General features: G+C 42.6%; 19 protein-coding genes. 9 read left to right on the top strand and 10 right to left on the bottom strand.

The window, feature by feature from the left end; all coding sequences use genetic code 11:
• Together J4E06_RS16215 and J4E06_RS16210 are read right to left on the bottom strand one after the other, a co-directional pair.
• Nucleotides 1-1,254 (bottom strand): DUF3667 domain-containing protein, encoded by a 1,254-nt coding sequence (locus J4E06_RS16215; protein WP_349525044.1) that lies wholly within the window; start codon nt 1,252-1,254, stop codon nt 1-3.
• 30 nt (nt 1,255-1,284) lie between these two features.
• Nucleotides 1,285-2,529 (bottom strand): type IX secretion system plug protein, encoded by a 1,245-nt coding sequence (locus J4E06_RS16210; RefSeq protein ID WP_349525043.1) that lies wholly within the window; start codon nt 2,527-2,529, stop codon nt 1,285-1,287.
• 152 nt (nt 2,530-2,681) lie between these two features.
• Here J4E06_RS16210 and J4E06_RS16205 point away from each other — a divergent pair, with 152 nt between their 5' ends.
• The 8 genes from J4E06_RS16205 to J4E06_RS16170 all read left to right on the top strand — a co-directional run bounded on the left by J4E06_RS16205 (nt 2,682) and on the right by J4E06_RS16170 (nt 10,402).
• A complete protein-coding gene (locus J4E06_RS16205) occupies nt 2,682-4,034 on the top strand; it encodes a Na(+)-translocating NADH-quinone reductase subunit A (RefSeq protein ID WP_349525042.1) in 1,353 nt (450 codons plus the stop codon).
• A 1-nt stretch (nt 4,035) separates the two neighbouring features.
• Complete coding sequence (locus J4E06_RS16200; protein WP_349525041.1) at nt 4,036-5,286, top strand: NADH:ubiquinone reductase (Na(+)-transporting) subunit B; 1,251 nt, start codon at nt 4,036-4,038, stop codon at nt 5,284-5,286.
• Between the two features lie 4 nt (nt 5,287-5,290).
• Nucleotides 5,291-6,040, top strand: coding sequence for a Na(+)-translocating NADH-quinone reductase subunit C (locus J4E06_RS16195; RefSeq protein WP_349525040.1), 750 nt, complete (start codon nt 5,291-5,293; stop codon nt 6,038-6,040).
• Nucleotide 6,041: 1 nt separating this feature from the next.
• A complete protein-coding gene (locus J4E06_RS16190) occupies nt 6,042-6,689 on the top strand; it encodes an NADH:ubiquinone reductase (Na(+)-transporting) subunit D (protein WP_349525039.1) in 648 nt (215 codons plus the stop codon).
• Nucleotides 6,690-6,700: 11 nt separating this feature from the next.
• On the top strand, nt 6,701-7,450 hold the full coding sequence (gene nqrE, locus J4E06_RS16185; protein WP_349525038.1) for an NADH:ubiquinone reductase (Na(+)-transporting) subunit E: 750 nt from the start codon (nt 6,701-6,703) through the stop codon (nt 7,448-7,450).
• Between the two features lie 2 nt (nt 7,451-7,452).
• A complete protein-coding gene (nqrF, locus tag J4E06_RS16180) occupies nt 7,453-8,760 on the top strand; it encodes an NADH:ubiquinone reductase (Na(+)-transporting) subunit F (protein WP_349525037.1) in 1,308 nt (435 codons plus the stop codon).
• 88 nt (nt 8,761-8,848) lie between these two features.
• On the top strand, nt 8,849-9,208 hold the full coding sequence (locus J4E06_RS16175; RefSeq protein ID WP_349525036.1) for a DUF8840 domain-containing protein: 360 nt from the start codon (nt 8,849-8,851) through the stop codon (nt 9,206-9,208).
• Nucleotides 9,209-10,402, top strand: coding sequence for an FAD:protein FMN transferase (locus J4E06_RS16170; RefSeq protein ID WP_349525035.1), 1,194 nt, complete (start codon nt 9,209-9,211; stop codon nt 10,400-10,402).
• Nucleotides 10,403-10,575: 173 nt separating this feature from the next.
• On the opposite strand, the gene J4E06_RS16165 is transcribed toward J4E06_RS16170, so the two are convergent.
• From J4E06_RS16165 to gpmI, 3 genes are all read right to left on the bottom strand, one after another.
• Complete coding sequence (locus J4E06_RS16165; protein ID WP_349525034.1) at nt 10,576-11,340, bottom strand: class I SAM-dependent methyltransferase; 765 nt, start codon at nt 11,338-11,340, stop codon at nt 10,576-10,578.
• A gap of 195 nt (nt 11,341-11,535) precedes the next feature.
• Nucleotides 11,536-12,354 carry a type I methionyl aminopeptidase gene (map, locus tag J4E06_RS16160; RefSeq protein ID WP_349525033.1) on the bottom strand — a complete coding sequence of 273 codons (819 nt, stop codon included), beginning with the start codon at nt 12,352-12,354 and terminating at the stop codon, nt 11,536-11,538.
• A 45-nt stretch (nt 12,355-12,399) separates the two neighbouring features.
• The gene (gene gpmI / locus J4E06_RS16155) at nt 12,400-13,917 is read right to left on the bottom strand and encodes a 2,3-bisphosphoglycerate-independent phosphoglycerate mutase (protein WP_349525032.1); all 1,518 of its coding nucleotides are present in this window, start codon (nt 13,915-13,917) and stop codon (nt 12,400-12,402) included.
• 208 nt (nt 13,918-14,125) lie between these two features.
• Between gpmI and J4E06_RS16150 the strand changes: the two genes are divergently transcribed.
• Nucleotides 14,126-14,518 carry an ankyrin repeat domain-containing protein gene (locus J4E06_RS16150; protein ID WP_349525031.1) on the top strand — a complete coding sequence of 131 codons (393 nt, stop codon included), beginning with the start codon at nt 14,126-14,128 and terminating at the stop codon, nt 14,516-14,518.
• A 105-nt stretch (nt 14,519-14,623) separates the two neighbouring features.
• On the opposite strand, the gene J4E06_RS16145 is transcribed toward J4E06_RS16150, so the two are convergent.
• The 5 genes from J4E06_RS16145 to J4E06_RS16125 form a co-directional block, all read right to left on the bottom strand.
• Nucleotides 14,624-14,791, bottom strand: a complete 168-nt coding sequence (locus J4E06_RS16145) for a DUF6747 family protein (RefSeq protein ID WP_349525030.1) — start codon at nt 14,789-14,791, stop codon at nt 14,624-14,626.
• Between the two features lie 114 nt (nt 14,792-14,905).
• Nucleotides 14,906-15,676: a M48 family metalloprotease gene (locus tag J4E06_RS16140; protein WP_349525029.1), complete on the bottom strand. Its 771-nt coding sequence runs from the start codon at nt 15,674-15,676 to the stop codon at nt 14,906-14,908.
• Nucleotides 15,677-15,715: 39 nt separating this feature from the next.
• On the bottom strand, nt 15,716-16,447 hold the full coding sequence (locus J4E06_RS16135; protein ID WP_349525028.1) for a M15 family metallopeptidase: 732 nt from the start codon (nt 16,445-16,447) through the stop codon (nt 15,716-15,718).
• Nucleotides 16,448-17,051: 604 nt separating this feature from the next.
• Complete coding sequence (locus J4E06_RS16130) at nt 17,052-18,212, bottom strand: T9SS type B sorting domain-containing protein (RefSeq protein ID WP_349525027.1); 1,161 nt, start codon at nt 18,210-18,212, stop codon at nt 17,052-17,054.
• A partial coding sequence (locus J4E06_RS16125; RefSeq protein ID WP_349525026.1) for a prefoldin domain-containing protein occupies nt 18,209-19,387 on the bottom strand: 1,179 nt, incomplete at its 5' end. The genes J4E06_RS16130 and J4E06_RS16125, both read right to left, overlap by 4 nt.

Raw genomic sequence — 19,387 nt, 5'->3', positions numbered from 1 at the left:
TTAATAGGTAAAGACACTTCCCGTGAACGTGACTACAATCGTGAAAAAAGCCAAGATCATAAAAATAGTGTTCAGAAAGATGTATTTCACAATGGTTTTAAATCTCCCTTGCCCATAAAATTTTCGCATGGCCTTGTATAGATAAAAGCCAAATATGAGCAAGAATATTCCTGAGCTGCTCGTGTCGAATATCGTATCCACCGTTAGGCTAAGGATGAGCAATATAAATAAGAGCGACTGATTGTGAAAACTAAAAATAAGATGATCGGTGTAGGTATGATTATTTCTGATGTAAACCAAAGAAATGAAGATGGTGAACACCGGAAGAAAGAAAAATATGATAAAAGGGAGCTTGGAAATGGTATCGTTGATCCATGTTCCCGGTTGACTCATTACCTTCCAAATACTGTTTGAAAAATTGAAGGCCATCTTATTGGTAGTGCTTTCCTCTATATTGTATTTAGCTTGTGCTTGTTCGAAGTTGAACAGCGTGTCTTTTTTGATGAAATACCCAAAAAATTCAGCTTTTTTGGAGAATTCACCAAAGCCCGATTCACTTTCAAGACTTTTAAAGTACCCTTGGGGGTCGGCGTTCATAAACGAGTCCTTTTGCATTTTCTTTTCATTGATCGCTTTAGTAAAAACCCCTAGTGAGTCCAGGTACGTCAATTGGGGGGACAGTTCAGGGGTATCGTCCTTGATGGAGTCCAACTTCTGCATGCCGGCCAAAACATCCGGGTTCACTTTTTTTAGGGAGTCTAGCGCTTTCTGGGTCTCTTTTGATTGCTCCTCAAGGGCGACACTGTCAATTTTTATGTTTCCCGCGTCTACATCGAAACTGATCGGGGAACCATTATAAATGGTGCCATCAAAATTTTTGGCGGCTTCGTCCAAATTGGAAAAACGATTATTGTAGGTGAACATTAGAAAGTATAGGAAAGCCAAACTCAGTAAAAACCGGAAAGGATTGGTATAGGTAACTCTTTTGCCGCTAACATAATCCTTGGTAATTCTACCTGGTCTTAACAATAGGGCGTAAAGTGTGGTTAAAAGTTTGGAATCGTAATTGATCAAACCAGAGAAGAACTCATCAAAAAAATCCCTGAGTGTCAATTTTTTGGTACTGTTGGCCTGTGAGCAATTGGGGCAGTACTTGTCGCTAATGTCCAAAGGATGCCCGCAATTAAGGCACTCTACGCCCCTGAACTTTAGCTCATAGCGACCTTTAGTGATCAAACTGTCTTTTTTCACCATACCTTTTTAAGGATTTGAACCTAAAGATAATTAATTACTGATATTTATGGAGTTGACGGATCCAATGCCTATTATACTATCGTACATGTCCCCAAAATCTCTATAATAAACCAAGATGAGGTAATTGTTTTCCGTAAAATGGAAGTTGCCACTCACTAGATTGGGTTCAATAGTGCCATCTTCCCTTTGAACAACATACTTATAATTGTAAAAACCTTGTTTTATCATTAAGGTAGCTTCAAACTTTCCGTTCTCCTCGTTGAAGACCATTTTATTTTCCTCGCTCAAGTCGTAGTTATTGAACTTTCCGATCACAAATACATTATCCAGTCCTATTTCGTTGGAATAGGGCAAGCTAAAGTGGACCTTGGAATATTCAGCTTCCCTTGATACATCCTCACCTTGTAGCGTTCGAACCACAAAATCCCCGTTGATGTCCGGAAAATAAGTGTATTCTTGGTCGTACCTATATTCATTGGTAAATAAATAATGATGGTAAACATCCTTCATTTCTATATTGGAAATGGCAAAGGTCGGGGAGCGAAGGTCCTTGGTGTCAAAGTTTAGGAATTCGTTTCCCCCAAAAAAACCGGTCTCTTCATTATATCTATATACCAGCTCAGTGCCAATGGTAAATTGTGGCTTAATGTTGTAAAGTGCGGTAGGCCAATGATGGTTTTGTAGAATAGCGATCTTCACCTCTCTTTTGGGATTCACAACGTTGAACCCGGCAGTATTTATATTGAACTGAACCACTTGCTTGGTGTTAATAAAGTTGAAGTCCCGCGACCTTTTTACCTCACCGGAAACGTTTACGGCGTTTCGGTAAACAACAAATCTTCTGGAAAACTGTAGGTCTCCGTAGCTGTTGTAGATTTCAAGGACATAATTGCCGCTGACCCTTAGTTTTACATTCATATTTGGGATGGTCAGTCGATAATTGGAATAGGGCTGTAAAGTATTGTAACTGTTTTCGTAATCAATGATGCGCTGGTTGTCCGCGCCGTCCAAATACTGTGATTTTAGCAATTGTGATGGGGTCCAATCATAATCACAATGGATAATTTTATAGTAATAGTCCTGTTCGCTGGCAGTAAGATCATCAAACTCCAAGGTCATTGATTCCCCGAGCTGTATCAAGGGAAATTGATCTTCCGTGGGGCCTTTAAAAACTATCGATTTAATGTTTTCCGGAGGGGGTGCCTCATATATGACTTGAGCAAAAGCCGAGGGGGCCATTACGCCCATTAGAATCAGAATGTAGGTAAAACGCATCAAGAATATGAATTTGAGGTAAAGGTAAACAAAAAGTATGCCCAGTAAATTAAGCTCGGTATAATCCCATATTTTATAGTTAATTATTATGAAAACAATCCTTTTAGTGCTATTTTTGCGTCCGATTTTGATAACCAAAGGTCTACAATAATATGTCTAAAGACATCCGGATTAGAAAGGGGTTGAACATCAACCTTGTCGGGGCTGCAGAGCAGACTATTTCCAAAGCCGTTACAAGTAACGTATACGCCCTGAACTTAGATGATTTCCATGGTATCACTCCAAAAATGTTGATAAAACAAGGAGACGAGATAAAAGCGGGCGAACCCCTCTTTTATAACAAGAACGACGAAGAAATGCACTTCGTCTCCCCAGTAAGTGGTGAGCTTGTGGAAATTGTTAGGGGAGCAAGAAGAAGAATCTTAACACTGAAAATTCTTGCCGACAAAGAACAGGATTATATGATCAATAAGGTGCCGGATTTGGATACGGCCGATGGAGAAACCATTAAATCCTACCTTTTGCAGTGTGGGGGATGGCCATTCATTAAGCAAAGACCTTACGATGTGATAGCCGACCCCAGTGTAACGCCAAAAGCAATTTTTGTTTCGGCATACAGCACGGCCCCCTTGGCAGCTGATCCTGATTTTATCTTAAAAGATAAGGAACAGGAAATCCGAGCTGCGGTAATGGGGCTTAGCAAGCTTACACCGGGAAAAATCCACGTGACCATCGGGAAGTCGAGCAGGTCTCCGTTTAAAGACATCAAAGGAATAGAGCTCCACAAAATTTCGGGCCCTCACCCAGCGGGCTTGGTGGGTACTCAAATCAATAAAATAGATCCCGTGAACAAAGGGGAAATGGTCTGGACCTTGTCCCCTCAGGATATGGTTATGCTCGGCGAGCTGTTGTTGACAGGTAAGTTCAATGCGGAGCGTATCGTTGCTCTGGCGGGTTCGGTAATCAAGGAGCCAAAATATTACAAGACCAAAATTGGAGCTGAAATCTCTACCTTTTTGTACGCCAGCGGTGTAAAAGAGGATAGGTTCAGATTGATAAACGGTGATGTGCTTACAGGAGTCAAAACCAACACCGAAGGACATCTTGGGTTTTACAACAATACCGTTACCGCTATTCCAGAAGGTGATGATTACGAATTTTTTGGATGGAACAAACCGGTATTCAATAAAATATCGTCCACAAGGGCCTTGACCTTTTCGTGGTTGCAGCCCAAGAAGAAATACGACTTGGACACCAATACCAACGGAGAGCACAGGGCTTTCGTGGTGACAGGAAGATACGAAGAGGTGTTCCCTCTTGATATTTATCCGCTTCAATTACTGAAGGCCTGTATGGTGAAAGATTTGGACGAAATGGAGCAGCTCGGACTTTACGAAGTGGCTCCCGAGGATTTCTCTTTAACGGAATTCATATGCATATCAAAACAACCGCACCAACAAATAATCAGGGAAGGATTGGATTTGTTGCAAAAAGAACTTGGATAATATGGGAATGAAAGAAAAATTACATCAGTTAAAACTTAAGTATCAGGGCAAAAAAATGGCCCCTGCCTTTAATGCACTGCATACTTTTCTTTATATGCCGAACGAAACTACCCATTCAGGGTCTCACGTTCGAGCTGCGGATGATTTAAAACGTACCATGAACACGGTGATCATGGCTTTGGTGCCCTGTTTGCTGTTCGGTATCTTCAACGCGGGCTACCAACATTACTCGGCGATCAATGGCTTTCCAGAAAGTTTTTCTTTGTTTGATCATTTTTTGACATGGGATAACTTCTGGGTGGGAATTACCACTGTTTTACCTTTGGTAATCGTATCCTACGGAGTTGGTTTGGCGATTGAATTTTTATTTGCCGTAATCAAAGGACACGAAGTGGAAGAAGGATATTTGGTGACCGGTATGTTGGTTCCACTGATCATTCCTGTGGATACCCCACTTTGGATGTTGGCCATTGCCGTAGCTTTTGGAGTTGTTATCGGAAAAGAAATTTTCGGTGGTACCGGAATGAATATATTGAACCCTGCATTGACGATTCGTGCTTTCTTGTTCTTTGCTTACCCCACTTGGATGAGTGGTGATAAGGTATGGGTGCATGAAGGTGTGGAAAGAGCTGGAACGGCAGATGCCATTTCTGGTGAGACCATTCTTGGTTCTTTGGCACAAGGTTCCGATTACTCATATTCACTGGCAGATATGTTCTATGGATTTATCCCAGGTTCCGTTGGTGAAACATCGACACTGTTGATTCTTTTGGGAGCACTTTTCTTGATTTTTTCAAAGATAGCTTCTTGGAGAATAATGGTGAGTGCCGTATTGGGCTCCTTGGCTATGGGGTTGATTTTTAATGGGGTTGTTGAATATCAATTGATTCCAGAGTACAGTAAGTTTTACGCTTTGATGAGCTTTCCTTACTGGCAACATTTGGTTGTGGGAGGTCTCGCCTTCGGTATAGTGTTTATGGCCACAGACCCCGTAACAGGTTCCCAGACCAACAAAGGAAAATGGTACTACGGATTCTTTATCGGTTTCCTATCGGTAATGATCAGGGTGTTCAACCCAGGATATCCAGAAGGTGTGTTCTTAGCGATCTTGTTGATGAACGTTTTCGCACCCACCATTGATCACTACGTGGTAAAAGGTAATATTAAAAAGAGATTAAAACGATTTAAGACAGCAACCATCTATCCAAAACCTTCGGATGAGGTTGATACACTAAAAACGGAAACAGCTTAATTATATGGCAGTCAATACAGAAAAAAATAGCTACACTGTACTCTTTGCAGTCTTAATGGTTATTGTTGTAGGATCTCTACTGGCATTCCTTGCATCGGGCCTCAAGCCCATGATCGATGAGAACGAACGCTTTGAAAAGCAACAGAACATCCTTTACGCGATGGGAGTCAATCAAAATGAGGGAGATGGTGACGTTGCCTTTGTTCCCACCACGGAAGTCGAGGATGCTTTTTCCAAATATATCACCAAGCAATTGGTATTGGAAGGTACAACAGCAGTAGAGAAGGAGAATGCTTATTTGATCAACGTGGAGAAAGCTTTGGCCAAAGCCAAGAGTGGTGAAAAAGCAGAACTTCCTTTGTTGATCGGCGAAAAGGACGGTGAAGAATATTATATCATCCCTATGTACGGTAAAGGTCTTTGGGATGCCATTTGGGGATATATTTCTTTGGATAGGAATATGGAAGTCAAAGGCGTCTTTTTTGATCATAAGGGAGAAACGCCTGGATTGGGTTCCAATATCAACCAACGCTTTTTTATGGACGACTTTAAAGGCGAATCCATAATGGATGACGATACTTATAAAGGTGTTGAAGTGGCAAAAGGGAACAATGATCCTTTGAACAACGATAAAGATGATAACGCTGTGGATGCTTTGGCCGGCGCTACCATTACCGGAAACGGGGTAAGCGCTATGATCAAAGAAAGCCTTAAGCTTTACAAACCTTATTTACAAACTATTAGAACCAATTAATATGGCGCTACTATCAAAAAAAGATGCAAATCTGATTAAGGACCCGTTGGCTGACAATAACCCAATTACCATTCAGGTATTGGGGATATGTTCCGCCTTGGCAATTACCGCAGAGCTCAAAGCTTCGGTGGTAATGGCAATATCCGTATTGTTTGTAATGGGGGTCGGTAACGTGGTCATTTCGCTGATACGGAATATAATTCCATCCAAAATTAGAATTATTGTTCAATTGGTCGTGGTTGCCGCATTGGTGATCATTGTAGACCAAGTTTTAAAGGCTTTTGCCTATGATCTTAGTAAAACCTTATCGGTGTTCATTGGCCTTATTATTACCAACTGTATCATTATGGGACGTTTTGAGGCATTCGCTTTAGGAAATGGTCCGCGAAGAGCATTTTTGGATGGAATAGGAAACGCCCTGGGATATGGGGTAATCCTCGTAATCGTTGGTTTCTTTCGCGAACTCTTGGGTTCGGGAACCCTATTCGGTATAAAAGTATTGGGAGATCCTATTGCCAAAACCGGATTGTATTCCATCGGCTATGAAAATAACGGATTTATGATCATTCCCCCGGCAGCATTGATCGTTGTGGGAATCATTATCTGGGTACAACGCTCTAAGAACAGGGCATTAATTGAAGAAGCATAAACTGAGGAAGCATGTTAGAGCATTTAGAACTATTTTTTAGATCAATCTTCGTAGACAATATGGTGTTTGCGGTCTTTTTGGGAATGTGTTCCTATTTGGCCGTATCCAAAAAAGTAACCACTGCCGTAGGTTTGGGAGCAGCCGTAATATTCGTTTTGGGCGTTACCGTGCCCTTGAACTGGTTGTTGGATCAATATTTATTGCAAGATGGCGCCTTGGCGTGGTTGGGTCCGGAGTATGCAGAGTACGACCTTAGCTTCTTATCCTTCATTCTATTTATTGCGACGATTGCAACAATGGTACAATTGGTAGAGATTGTGGTTGAGAAGTTTTCTCCATCCTTGTACAACTCACTGGGTATTTTCTTGCCCTTGATCGCCGTAAACTGTGCCATCTTGGGTGGTTCATTGTTTATGCAGACTAGGGAAATTGCAAACATTGGATTGGCATTGAACTACGGGATAAGTTCAGGTATAGGATGGTTTCTTGCTATTTTGGCCATAGCCGCCATTCGTGAAAAAATTAGATATTCCAACGTGCCCGCACCATTACGAGGTTTAGGGATCACGTTTATAATAACAGGTTTAATGGGAATAGGGTTCCAAAGTTTTGGAGGTATGCTCACAGGAGACAACGAGCCACCAGAGGACGCTCAAACTACTACCGTTGAAACCAAAAAGGAGGAAAAAGAAATTAAAAAGGAGATTGTTGAGGACAAGGAAGAAGCAGCAGTCTCTTATAACGAAGCCTTAAACAAATAAAAATGATATTAGCCGCAAGTACCGGAGGTACCATTATAATTACCGTAGTAGCATTTCTTGTTTTGTTATTAGTGTTGGTGGCACTTTTGTTGTTCACTAAAGAAAAATTGTCCCCATCAGGTCCAGTGACCATCACTATAAATGGTGAAAAAGAGCTAGAAGTTAGCTCTGGGGGGTCTTTACTATCAACCTTGGGTAATCAAAAAATATTTTTGCCATCGGCATGCGGTGGAGGAGGAACCTGTATACAATGTGAATGTCACGTACTTTCTGGTGGTGGTGAAGCTTTGCCTACGGAAACGCCTCACTTTTCCAAAAAAGAATTGAGCGAAGGTGCGCGTTTGGCCTGTCAGGTCAAAGTAAAACAGGATATGGACATTACCATTCCCGAAGAGGTGTTCGGTATTAAAAAGTGGGATGCCAAAGTTGTGCGTAACTACAATGTTGCTTCCTTTATCAAGGAATTTGTGGTGGAGATTCCAGAAGATATGAACTATAAGGCAGGAGGGTATATCCAAATCGAGATTCCACCCTGTGAGATAAAGTACGAGGATATTGACATTACTGCCCACCCTGAAGAACATGATACTCCCGACAAATTCCAAGCGGAGTGGGATAAGTTCAACTTGTGGCCACTGGTCATGAAGAATCCAGAAACAGTGGAAAGAGCCTATTCCATGGCCTCTTATCCAGCAGAGGGGAGAGAGATTATGTTGAACGTTCGTATTGCGACCCCACCATGGGATCGTAGCAAAAACGGATGGATGGACGTGAACCCAGGTATCGCCTCATCTTATATTTTTAGTTTGAAGGAAGGTGACCCTGTAACCATTTCAGGTCCATTTGGAGAATTCTTCATCAACGAATCCGAGGCAGAAATGCTATATGTGGGCGGTGGTGCAGGAATGGCTCCAATGCGTTCGCACCTCTATCACTTGTTCAGAACTTTGAAGACCGATAGAAAGGTGACCTACTGGTACGGTGGACGTTCCAAAAGGGAGTTGTTCTACATTGACCATTTTAAACAATTGGAAAAGGAATTTCCTAACTTTAAGTTCTATATGGCCCTTTCGGAGCCATTGGAGGAAGACAATTGGAAGGTGAAGGAAAGTATTGATGATGAAGGAGATGGTTTTGTCGGCTTTATTCATAACTGCGTTATCGACAACTATCTGAATCATCACGAAACTCCTGAAGATATAGAACTCTATTTCTGTGGTCCACCACTGATGAACAAAGCTGTTCAGAAAATGGGAGAGGATTTTGGTATTCCGGATGAGAATATCAGGTTCGATGACTTTGGAGGATAGAGCCAAGATTTGATCATCACCTCGAGCATTGCCGAGAGATATGAATAAAACCAACCGATGCTCCTTTGGCATCGGTTTTTTTTTGATTATGAGAAGAGAATTAACAGCACAGGAACTGCATAACTTGGCGATGAACATTGTGGGGCGCGAACTGGAAGCTGATGGTTTTGAGTTTATGGCCATAAACAGTAAGCTTAAAAAGAATCCACAGTATGTATGTCTCAAGGAAAAAATCCTGCATTTTATCGTGGTTCGGAATATCGAGTTTCCGCTTAACCCTAGGGAATATGATGAGGGTTTGATGCAGACTGTCAAGAACCATGCAGAAAAGTTCGAGGCAAGAACCTATTTTGCCGGAGTGGGGCTTTCCAATGCAGCGGATAGAACGGAGCCTCTGTATTTGGATGAGGAGTATATCGTGGATTATCAAGGTTTAATCGAAATATAAATGAAGCGTAAAATACCCGTAAGGCATTTAGATACCATTATGGCTAAAAGCCGTAAGTTCGAGTTTTTTCTGAAGGAAAAAGTATGGAGAACAAGGGTTGTGTTTAAGAAAATTCTTTTCTCGATACAATTTTTTGCCCTTCGGTTCAAAAAACCACTCGAAATGACGAATTTTTCATCAAAATACACAACGAATTATAAAGTATTGTTTTTGGGATTGGTCGCGTTGTTTTTGAGCTGTACACCCAAGGAGAACGTCAAGAATCAAACTTGGGGCAATGCCTTGGGTACAACTTACTCTATTATTTATATTTCTGATGAATCACTGGACTATCAGCAGGAAATCGACTCTGTTTTTCAGGTGCTCAATCAATCCATGTCCACCTATATCCCTACTTCCGATATATCAAAAATAAACGATGGGGATTCCACTATTGTTGTTGATGATATGTTCCGAGAAGTTTTCGATGTTTCCAGTGAGGTGCACAAGGCCTCTAATGGCTATTTTGACCCTACCATCGGCGTTTTAGCCAATGCATGGGGATTTGGCCCAGGGGAGCAACTAGAGCTTGACAGCCTTCGTGTGGATAGCTTATTGCGTTATGTGGGATGGGAAAAGGTGCAATTGAACCCCGATAATACCATCACAAAGACCCATCCGTCCATTCGATTTGACTTTAATGCTGTGGCCAAAGGCTATGCTATAGATCGATTGGGGGCGATGTTGGATGAAAAAGGCATCAAAAATTATTTGGTGGAAGTTGGTGGCGAAGTTTTGGCCAAAGGCAAAAACCTGGACTCCGGAAAACAATGGACAGTGGGAATAGATGACCCTCAAGTGGAAACTGGCCGTCAATTAAAACAGATTGTTTCTTTGGAGGATGTCGCAATGGCCTCATCGGGCAATTATCGAAAATTTCGGGTGGATCCGGAAACAGGGGAGAAGTATGTGCACACCATCGACCCAAAAACAGGCTACACCAAAAATTCCAATGTGCTGGCCACAAGTGTAGTGGCAAAAACCTGCGCGGTTGCCGATGCTTATGCCACATCTTTTATGGCGATGGATTTAAATGATTCCAAGCAAGTACTTGAAAATCACGATGAGTTGGAAGCCTATATCATTTATTTGGATGAAAAGGGGGAGACTCAAGAGTTTTTTACTTCTGGTTTTGAAGCTTTGATAAGCCAGTAGTAGCAGTTGATTGGGCAAAAGCCGTCAATTCGAGTAATTCAGCCTTGACTGAATTGTATCGAGAATGAGGTTTTTGCATAAAAAGGTTCTCGATACTTTTTTTCTCTAAAAATAATTCGAAAAAAACTCGAACTTACATTTTGAGTCACCACATGGATAGGGGATGATGCTATTTATTTGGAAACAAAAGGAATAATCTCCCCTTTTGCCAAGCGATATTTTTCGACTTCTTCCTTTGGAAGTGTGTAGGTATAATCCACTTCTTCTACTGTAAAGCCTATGCCGCGAAGTTTATCAAAATAATCTCTTCCGTAAATGCGAACATGATCGTACTGACCAAAAATACGAGCTCGCTCTTTTTTATCCGTAATAGTGTCGTCTTCAAATGTTTTTTCCCGCTTCAAATCTTGTGGAATCTGAAAGATGCCCCATCCACCCGGTTTCATAACACGGTAGAGTTCTTGCATGGCTTTGGTGTCGTTGGGAATATGTTCCAAAACATGATTGCATAAAATCACATCAAAGGAATTATCCTGAAAAGGTAGATTGCAGATATCTGCTTTTACATCCGCCAAGGGAGAATTCAGGTCGGTGGTCGTATATTCCAAATGGTCCAGTTTTTTAAAGCGATTGTAAAATGCTTGTTCTGGGGCAAAATGAAGCAACTTTAGCGATTTGCTGAAGAAATCTGTTTCGTTTTTTAAGTAGAGCCAAAGTAAACGGTGTCTTTCCAAGGATAGGGTGGAGGGAGAGAGTACATTCTCTCTGGGATTTTCATAACCGTATGGTAAAAAACTCCTGAAACTTTTTCCATCAATGGGGTCGGTGAACCTGTTTCCCTTTAGGAAAAAGGCCACCAACGGACGGACCCAATAGCTCAATCGGATAAGTAAAGGCCTTGGAATTAGGTTGAGAAAGTATTTAAATATTTTTGACACGAATTTATACTAAATTATCACCGGTTGTGAATTTTGAATGATAGTAGCAAAAGAAATGTCAGTTCGAGTTTTTTCCCTTGGGAAAAAGTATCGAGAACAAGGGATTTAATGTTCCCACTCCAATTCTCGATACAATCTTTCTCCGTTTCACTCCAAAAAATCACTCGAATTGACAAATTTTCATCAGAAACTCACTTAAAGCACCAACTTTTCGCTACGGAACTCATCCTCTTCATCACTGGTGATTCCCAAAGCATCGTAAATGTATTGGAAGGTGGATAGCAATTCTGGTTTTCCATCAATCAGGGCAACATCGTGTTCAAAATGTGCGCTTGGCTTACCATCAGCGGTGAGTATTGTCCAACCATCCTTAAGTTGTTTTATTCTTTTGGTTCCCATGTTGATCATGGGTTCAATGGCTACCACCATGCCATTCACAAACTTTTTACCTCGCCCTCTTTTTCCATAGTTTGGCATTTGGGGATCTTCGTGCAGTTCTCTTCCCAAACCATGGCCTACAAGTTCGCGAACTACTCCGTAGCCGTGGTCTTCCGTGTATTTTTGAATGGCGTAAGCCACATCGCCAACACGATTGCCCAGTTTAAACTCTCGGATTCCTAAGTAAAGCGATTCTTTGGTGACCTTGAGCAGTTTTTTGGTTTCTTCGGCTACTTCGCCAACCTCAAAGGTGTAGGCGTGGTCGCCATAAAAGCCATTTTTGACGGCTCCACAATCCACAGAAATAATATCTCCATCCTTTAGTGGCTCCTTACCGGGTATTCCATGCACTACTTGGGCGTTTGGACTCCAATTTAAGGTGTTCGGAAAGTCATACATACCCAAAAACCCAGGTTCGGCTCCCTGTTCCCGAATAAATTCCTCCGCCATTTTATCCAATTTTAGTGGATTGGCCCCGGGCTTTATTTCCTTGGCCAACATGCCCAAAGTTTTGGATACTACCAAAGCGCTCTCACGCATCAACTCAATTTCTTCATCTGTTTTTACTTGAATCATAGCCGCAAAGATAATTTGATTCTATGGATTTTAAAGAATCTTTGTCTAGACCAATGGTTTTTGGGTCATTAATTCGGGTTGCGGAACGCCCAGTAATTTAAGAATTGTAGGGGCTATATCGCCCAAAACGCCACTTTTTATCGCTTTCACATCGTTGTCCACCAAAATAAGTGGAACCGGATTCGTGGTGTGTGCCGTGTTGGGGCTGCCATCTGGGTTGATCATGGTGTCGCAGTTTCCATGGTCCGCGATTACGATGGTTGAATAGCCATTTTCCAGTCCAGCAGTAATTACATCCTTGGCACATTGGTCCACTGTTTCACAAGCTTTAATGGCGGCTTCCATGACACCGGTGTGGCCAACCATATCCGGATTGGCAAAGTTGAGGCACACAAAGTCGGCTTCGCCCTTTTTTAATTCTGGAATGATGGCATCGCGAATATCGTATGCGCTCATTTCGGGCTGAAGGTCGTAGGTGGCCACTTTTGGGGAAGGACAAAGAATACGTTCTTCGCCATCAAAAGGCTCTTCACGGCCTCCGTTGAAGAAAAAGGTTACGTGAGGATACTTTTCGGTTTCGGCAATTCGGATTTGTTTTTTACCGTGCTTGGCAAGGGTCTCGCCCAAGGTGTCCTTGATGTTTTCTTTGTTGAATATGATTTTGGTTCCCTTAAAAGAATCATCATAATTCGTCATGGTGACATAATATAGGTCCAGTTTGTGCATATTCTGCTCGTGGAAATCCTGTTGGCTCAACGCTTGGGTCAGTTCTCTACCACGGTCTGTCCTAAAGTTGAAGAAAACGATAACATCGCCATCTTTGATTTTGGCGACTGGCTCATTATCAGTACCCGTTAAAACCAAAGGTTTGATAAATTCGTCTGTAACGCCATCGTCATAACTTTTTTGCATGGCTTTACCGATATCCTGTGTTTTTTCCCCTTTGGCATTCACAAGAACATCGTAGGCCATTTTTACGCGTTCCCATCGTTTGTCACGGTCCATGGCGTAATATCTTCCAATAACCGTGGCCAATTTGGTCTTTTTGTCCGAGCAATAGTTATTTAAATCCACCAAGAATCCTTTCCCGCTTTTAGGGTCTACATCGCGACCATCGGTAAAGGCGTGTACAAAAGAATCTTGCACTCCGCTTTCATCCGCGGATTTGATCAGTGCTTTAAGATGATCGATGTGACTGTGCACTCCACCATCGCTGACCAGGCCTAAAAAGTGAACAGGTTTGTTGTTGGCCTTGGCGTATTCAAAAGCATCTTGGAGTACTTTTTCGTTTTTCAAGGTGTCTTCTTTTACGGCCTTGTTGATTTTCGCCAAATCTTGGTAAACAATTCTTCCGGCACCAAGGTTCATGTGTCCCACCTCACTGTTTCCCATCTGTCCTTCGGGCAGACCAACGTTCATTCCGTCGGTAAGCAAATCTGCATCGGGGTATTTGGTGTAAAGTGAATCGATAAATGGAGTATTGGCTTTTTCAATTGCCGAAACTTTTGGATCTGGCGATTTTCCCCAGCCATCCAAAATCATAAGAATAACCTTTTTGTTCATAATGTAAAATTGTACCACAAAAATAGAATGATCTTGCTGGATGCCCTAGTTTTTTGTTAAAATTCTAATTATGAACCTGTTAATTATTTTACGTTAAAATTGAAAGATTGTTAAAATTTAGTTATTTAACTGTTAATCGTGTAACATCTTCTGTTTTGATAAGTCTATTTTTATAACAAACAAATTCATTAATCAAAATCAATTCATCATGAAAAAAACAATCTTCACAGTGGCCGCAGTATGTATGTTGGCCCTAAGCGGTATTTCTGCCAATGAGCTGAAAGCCATCGAAACAGCAACAACAATCGAAATGGTTTCTCCGGATAACCTTAGCGCTTTCTGCAAAGCGGTAATGCAAGGTGATGTGGATACCGTGAAAAAGTTTATCGAGCTTGGAGAGGATGTCAACCAAAAATCTTTGGGAATGGCACCTATACATTATGCGGCCCGTTATAACAAGGCGGAGGTACTGCAAGTACTCATTGATAATGGCGCCGACCTTAAAAAACGGTGCGATGGGGGTATGACCGCCATGAAATATGCCAAACTATCCAATGCTACCGATGCACAGGCCGTGTTGGAAACTGCTATGAAAAAATAGAAAAGGAGTTTATTCGTCCAAGAACGAAAAGGCCCCATCCAATTGGATAGGGCCTTTGCTCATTTTACATATTTAGTGTTCTTGCAAAAGAGTGTGTCTCGCGGCTTAGAATTCAAAACCGGTGAAAGCTCTGTACAAAAATGCGTAAAGTGCCATGAAGAACATGACCGCGCAAAATATCGAGTACCCTTTTAAAAAGTACACGACAAAGCTAGGTTTGCAATCGTCAAATGCCTCTAAATAGAGATTTTTAAAGTGTAATAGTGTTCCCATATGTTCTCTTTTTTTACACCATAGTGAGGTCAAGAGAACGTAGGTAGGATTCGGGGTTATTCAAAGATACAGAAATTAAGTCAGAACACCTTTTTTATCGATAAACCGCCAATTCTATCGACCTGAATATTTTTCAATGGCTTCCTGTATTTTCGCTATGCGATTCTCGGGGTCGGGATGGGTGCTTTGGAACTCTGGAACCCGGTTGGGACCTGCGGCCGCTTTCAACACCTTCATTACTTCGATCATTTCATTGGGGTCGTATCCGGACTCGATCATAAATAGGACTCCCAGTTCGTCGCTCTCCAATTCGTCGCCCCGTCCATTTTTAAGCAAGGTGTTCTGGCCAATGCCCGCCACTACACTGCCCATATCGCCACCAACGGACGCACCGGTGGCCAAGGTCTGCCAAAAACTGCTCTCTGCAATTCGTTCTGCCGAATGTCTTCCGATCACATGGCCTATCTCGTGGCCCAATACCCCTGCTAATTGTGCTTCGTTAAGTTGGGAGAACAAGGCGTAGGTAATAAAAATTTGTCCGCCCGGCAAGGCGAAAGCATTTATGGTTTGGTCGTCGGCCAGCAAGTGAAACTCATATCGGTACGGGGTTTCCTGGGCAACGCTGTTTTGCACGAGTTTGTTGCCCACATTGTCCACCAAAGTTTGCAAGCGTTCGTCCGGGTATAGACCACCGTGCTGTTGTGCTATTTCCGGGGCACTTTGCAGCCCAATGGCAATTTCCTGTTCCGTGGTCATGTCGATGTTCTGGGTCCTACCGGTATACGGATTTTCCTCTTGGTTGCTGCACCTGCGAATAAACGCAAAGGCCACAATGGCCAAACCAACAAGGATGCGTATCCTCCAACTTCCTCTTCCGATTCTCATGGGTTAGTGTTCTTGTTAGTTGAAGATACAAAAAAACCGTTATAGCAGTACAGGGTTTATATCGAGGATACTGTCCTGCACATAGGTCTTTATAAACCCTGTGGTAAAGTGTTCGCTGCCCAAGAAAGTTTCTTTTTGCATCAACCTTAAAACATTGAGTTTTCGGTATTCCGTAAGCATGGGTATGGATATGGGCGCGTAGCTGTAATGCCAGGGCTCGTATTTAAATCCTCGTCTTCTGGGGTTGTCGGTATAGACCAGATAGAACCCATATTTTGTGGAATTTTCGTCCAACCAAAGTTTGAGTCCCTCGTAAGGCCCGCCCGCTTCAAATTTTTCGGTCAGCAATACATCGCCCGATGCTTCCGGATAGCCATCAATAATATCGATATCGGTGCCCCAATGGTGCCGGCTGGTACCGGGTATGGTGGAATACTCTATAATTTTGTCGATTGCCTCCAAGGGAGACATTCCTTCTTCCGTATAGTTGATGTATTTGCGTTCCCAAATACGCTCTTGCTGGTAAAAATCGCGATAGCTGGACACTATTTTAATGTCAAAACCATCAGCATATGCGGCTTTCTTCATTTCCAAAAAGGATTCGTATGCTTCTTTTCTCAGGTTGATGCCCTCCCCAAAAAGCGCAATCTCCACTTTGCCCATAAGCTCGGCCGTAGTGTAATCGGGATCATAAAAATGGGGAAAAATGGGAGGTAAGGCGCAGGCTAGGCTAGATGCGGAAGCATTTTTGATAAAAGTCCTTCTTTTCATTGATGTAATTTTTATTGATGCTACCCAGGCTCCAATTATTTTGAAAACCAGTCACTCCGAACTGTCAGATTGAGCGCAGTCGAAATCAAAGTGAGGAATTTCATGGCAATCAAAAAGATTCTTCATTTCTCTGTGATACCTTCAGAATGACAAGCTCGGAATGGAAACCCTTGGTCGCACCACTTTTTCAGATTTTGCCCCAAGTTAAGAAGTATTTTTAATTGAAAAAGAGTGAGTGTGTCTAAAAAGTATGGCGATGTCATATTGAGCTTGTCGAAATATTTTCAACTACTGATAATCAATATCGGTTTCGACAGGCTCAACCTGACAAATCAAGTTATGAAGACTTTTTAGACCCTCTTCTGTTAAAACTGTCATTCCCGTGAAAACGGGAATCCAAATAATTGAGTTTTCTGATTGTCCGTTTAATGTCATAATGGGTGTTTTGGCGGCATGTTGAACTTGTTTCAACATCTCATTCTGCTGAATATAAGCATCTTCATGTGACCCTGAATCAAATTCAGGGTGACGTTAGTGATATTATGACACATTACGGGCATCCAATTGATTTTTTGGTTTTAGGGATCAAAATAAAATCAAGTAATTAATTGTCCAAAAACAGAAAGCCGGTGTACTCCAGTTCCAAATCGTCCAAGGTCACCAGATAGTAGTAGACACCTTCGGGAAGTCCTGCAGCTTGATTGGGAATTAAGGTTCCCGTGTTCGCGACTCCCCTGAACTCGTTGGTGTAGTTGATTTGTTCAAACACCTTTTGTCCAAATCGGTTAAAGATGCGCAAACTGTTGTTCGGGGACTCTTCCATACCATCGATCACCAAGAAATCGTTGATGCCGTCGCCGTTGGGACTCAAAAAGTAATTGCCCAAAGTGGGGTTTTCTACGGCAAAGGTGTCGGTGGGCAGGGGAATGGTACCAAAGGTAATGGCGGCATAATCGCTGGGCACAAAGCTTTCGGAAGTAATAAATCCTTGCGTTAGGTCGCCACTGATGGCCGCGTTGCCGATGATCACCCATTCGTTGGCGGATTTGCTCCATCCCACCACAATTATCGATTCCAAAGTGGCATTGGGAATGGCGCCGAGGGCACTTCGGCTGTTCCACGAAATGGTAGCCTGTGCCGGAACATCGCTTTGGATGATCCAAAACTCACGGTCGCTTACTTTTCCGATCTCCTGAACTTTTTCTTCGGTGTCAAAACTATCCAAAACGGAGGATGGTTCGGAAGGGTCTTCAAAAAAATAGGCGCAAATGGCCAATGGGGTGGTGCTTTCCGAATTTAACGTTAAAGGGCGTAGCTGATCTTGGTCGCCTACAGGGAACGAAAACACAGTTCGGTTGTTCACCGCGGCAAAGCCGGTTACTTTGGAGGTGTTAAAGGCATCGTTGTAAAACCCTTGCTCCATAAAGTTGAGGTACACCGTTTGGGTATTGGTGGGTGTCGCAAAATTACCGTCCACAAAGTTGACATTGTTCCTCACATTTACGGTGTTCTGCAAAAACATATCGCTGGTAACCATAATCTCCGTATCCCACAAAGTGGGAGGGATGCTTCCTGATACATTGATCACACTATTGCCATAAAAGCCAACAAGCCCTTGGGTCTGATCAAAATTGGCATCGTTGATAAAATTGGTGTGCAGCCCTAAATTGCCATGTACCTGAAAATTACCGGCATTGTATAGCCCGCTCTGGGCCACGGCAAAGCTGACCGATAGGAGAAACGTTATGTGGAGGAAGGGTTTCAATTGTTAGTTTTGAGATTTTTCAGCAACAATGCTTTGACTTCCTTCATTTCAGCTTTCAATGAATCCAACTCCTTGGTTAAATTTTCGTTGTTAGATTGAAGTTTCTCGATTTTTTTCTCCTGTTCAATGGTGTGAAGGAATAACTCTTCGATTTTTTCCAGTTGAGCCATTGAGGATTCTGTTAAATAATATTTACCTGCAGCTTTAATTTCATTAGCTGACTTTATGCCTGGTAAATGGTTATTCTGCCTGATGAATGCTTCTATTTCATCTAACCTTATAAATCTGTATTCATTGTTTAAGCTAGAATACCCGTTGAAATATTTTTGGAATACGAAGTCAGGGACATCTAATATGGTTCCATTTGAAATAAAATCACCAGTTGTGGATACATCATTTGTAAAAACAGGATTTATTTTACTACCATCTATGTCCGCTCCTGCCGCTATATCGGCATTTACAATTGTTCCATCGGCAATCTTAGAAGAATTAACCGCTCCGGGTGCAATTACTGTTGCATCGATTGGTCCCGTTACATCGCCGGCTAGGTCTGTTGTTGATATTTCATTGGTCCCACTGATGTTTATTCCTAAGCCTGCAGTATAGGTCGTGTCGCCGTCACCATCAAGCAAATCGGCTGGAACCCCGACAAGACTCCCCCAATTTCCGTCAAAGTCATCCGTACTGTCCGTATCAAGGTTGGCAGGCACGTTGGCCAAGTCTCCGAAATCGCCTGAGAAATCGTCAGTGGCATCTGTGTCGAGGTTCGGGAACTCGTTGTTCACTGCCGTGGCGACTTGTGCGTCGGTCAACTGTGTGTCGTTATCGATATTATCGGCAAAGTCAACGGGAACCCCGACAAGACTCCCCCAATTTCCGTCAAAGTCATCCGTACTGTCCGTATCAAGGTTGGCAGGCACGTTGGCCAAGTCTCCGAAATCGCCTGAGAAATCGTCAGTGGCATCTGTGTCGAGGTTCGGGAACTCGTTGTTCACTGCCGTGGCGACTTGTGCGTCGGTCAACTGTGTGTCGTTATCGATATTATCGGCAAAGTCAACGGGAACGCCGGTAAGGCTGCTCCATTGTCCGTCAAAGTCATCCGTACTGTCCGTATCAAGGTTGGCAGGCACGTTGGCCAAGTCTCCGAAATCGCCTGAGAAATCGTCAGTGGCATC

The organism is Allomuricauda sp. NFXS6 (assembly GCF_040148835.1).
Lineage (GTDB): Bacteria > Bacteroidota > Bacteroidia > Flavobacteriales > Flavobacteriaceae > Flagellimonas.
Note: the sequence above shows the minus strand (reverse complement) of the source record. Positions and strands in the feature narration are given on the sequence as shown.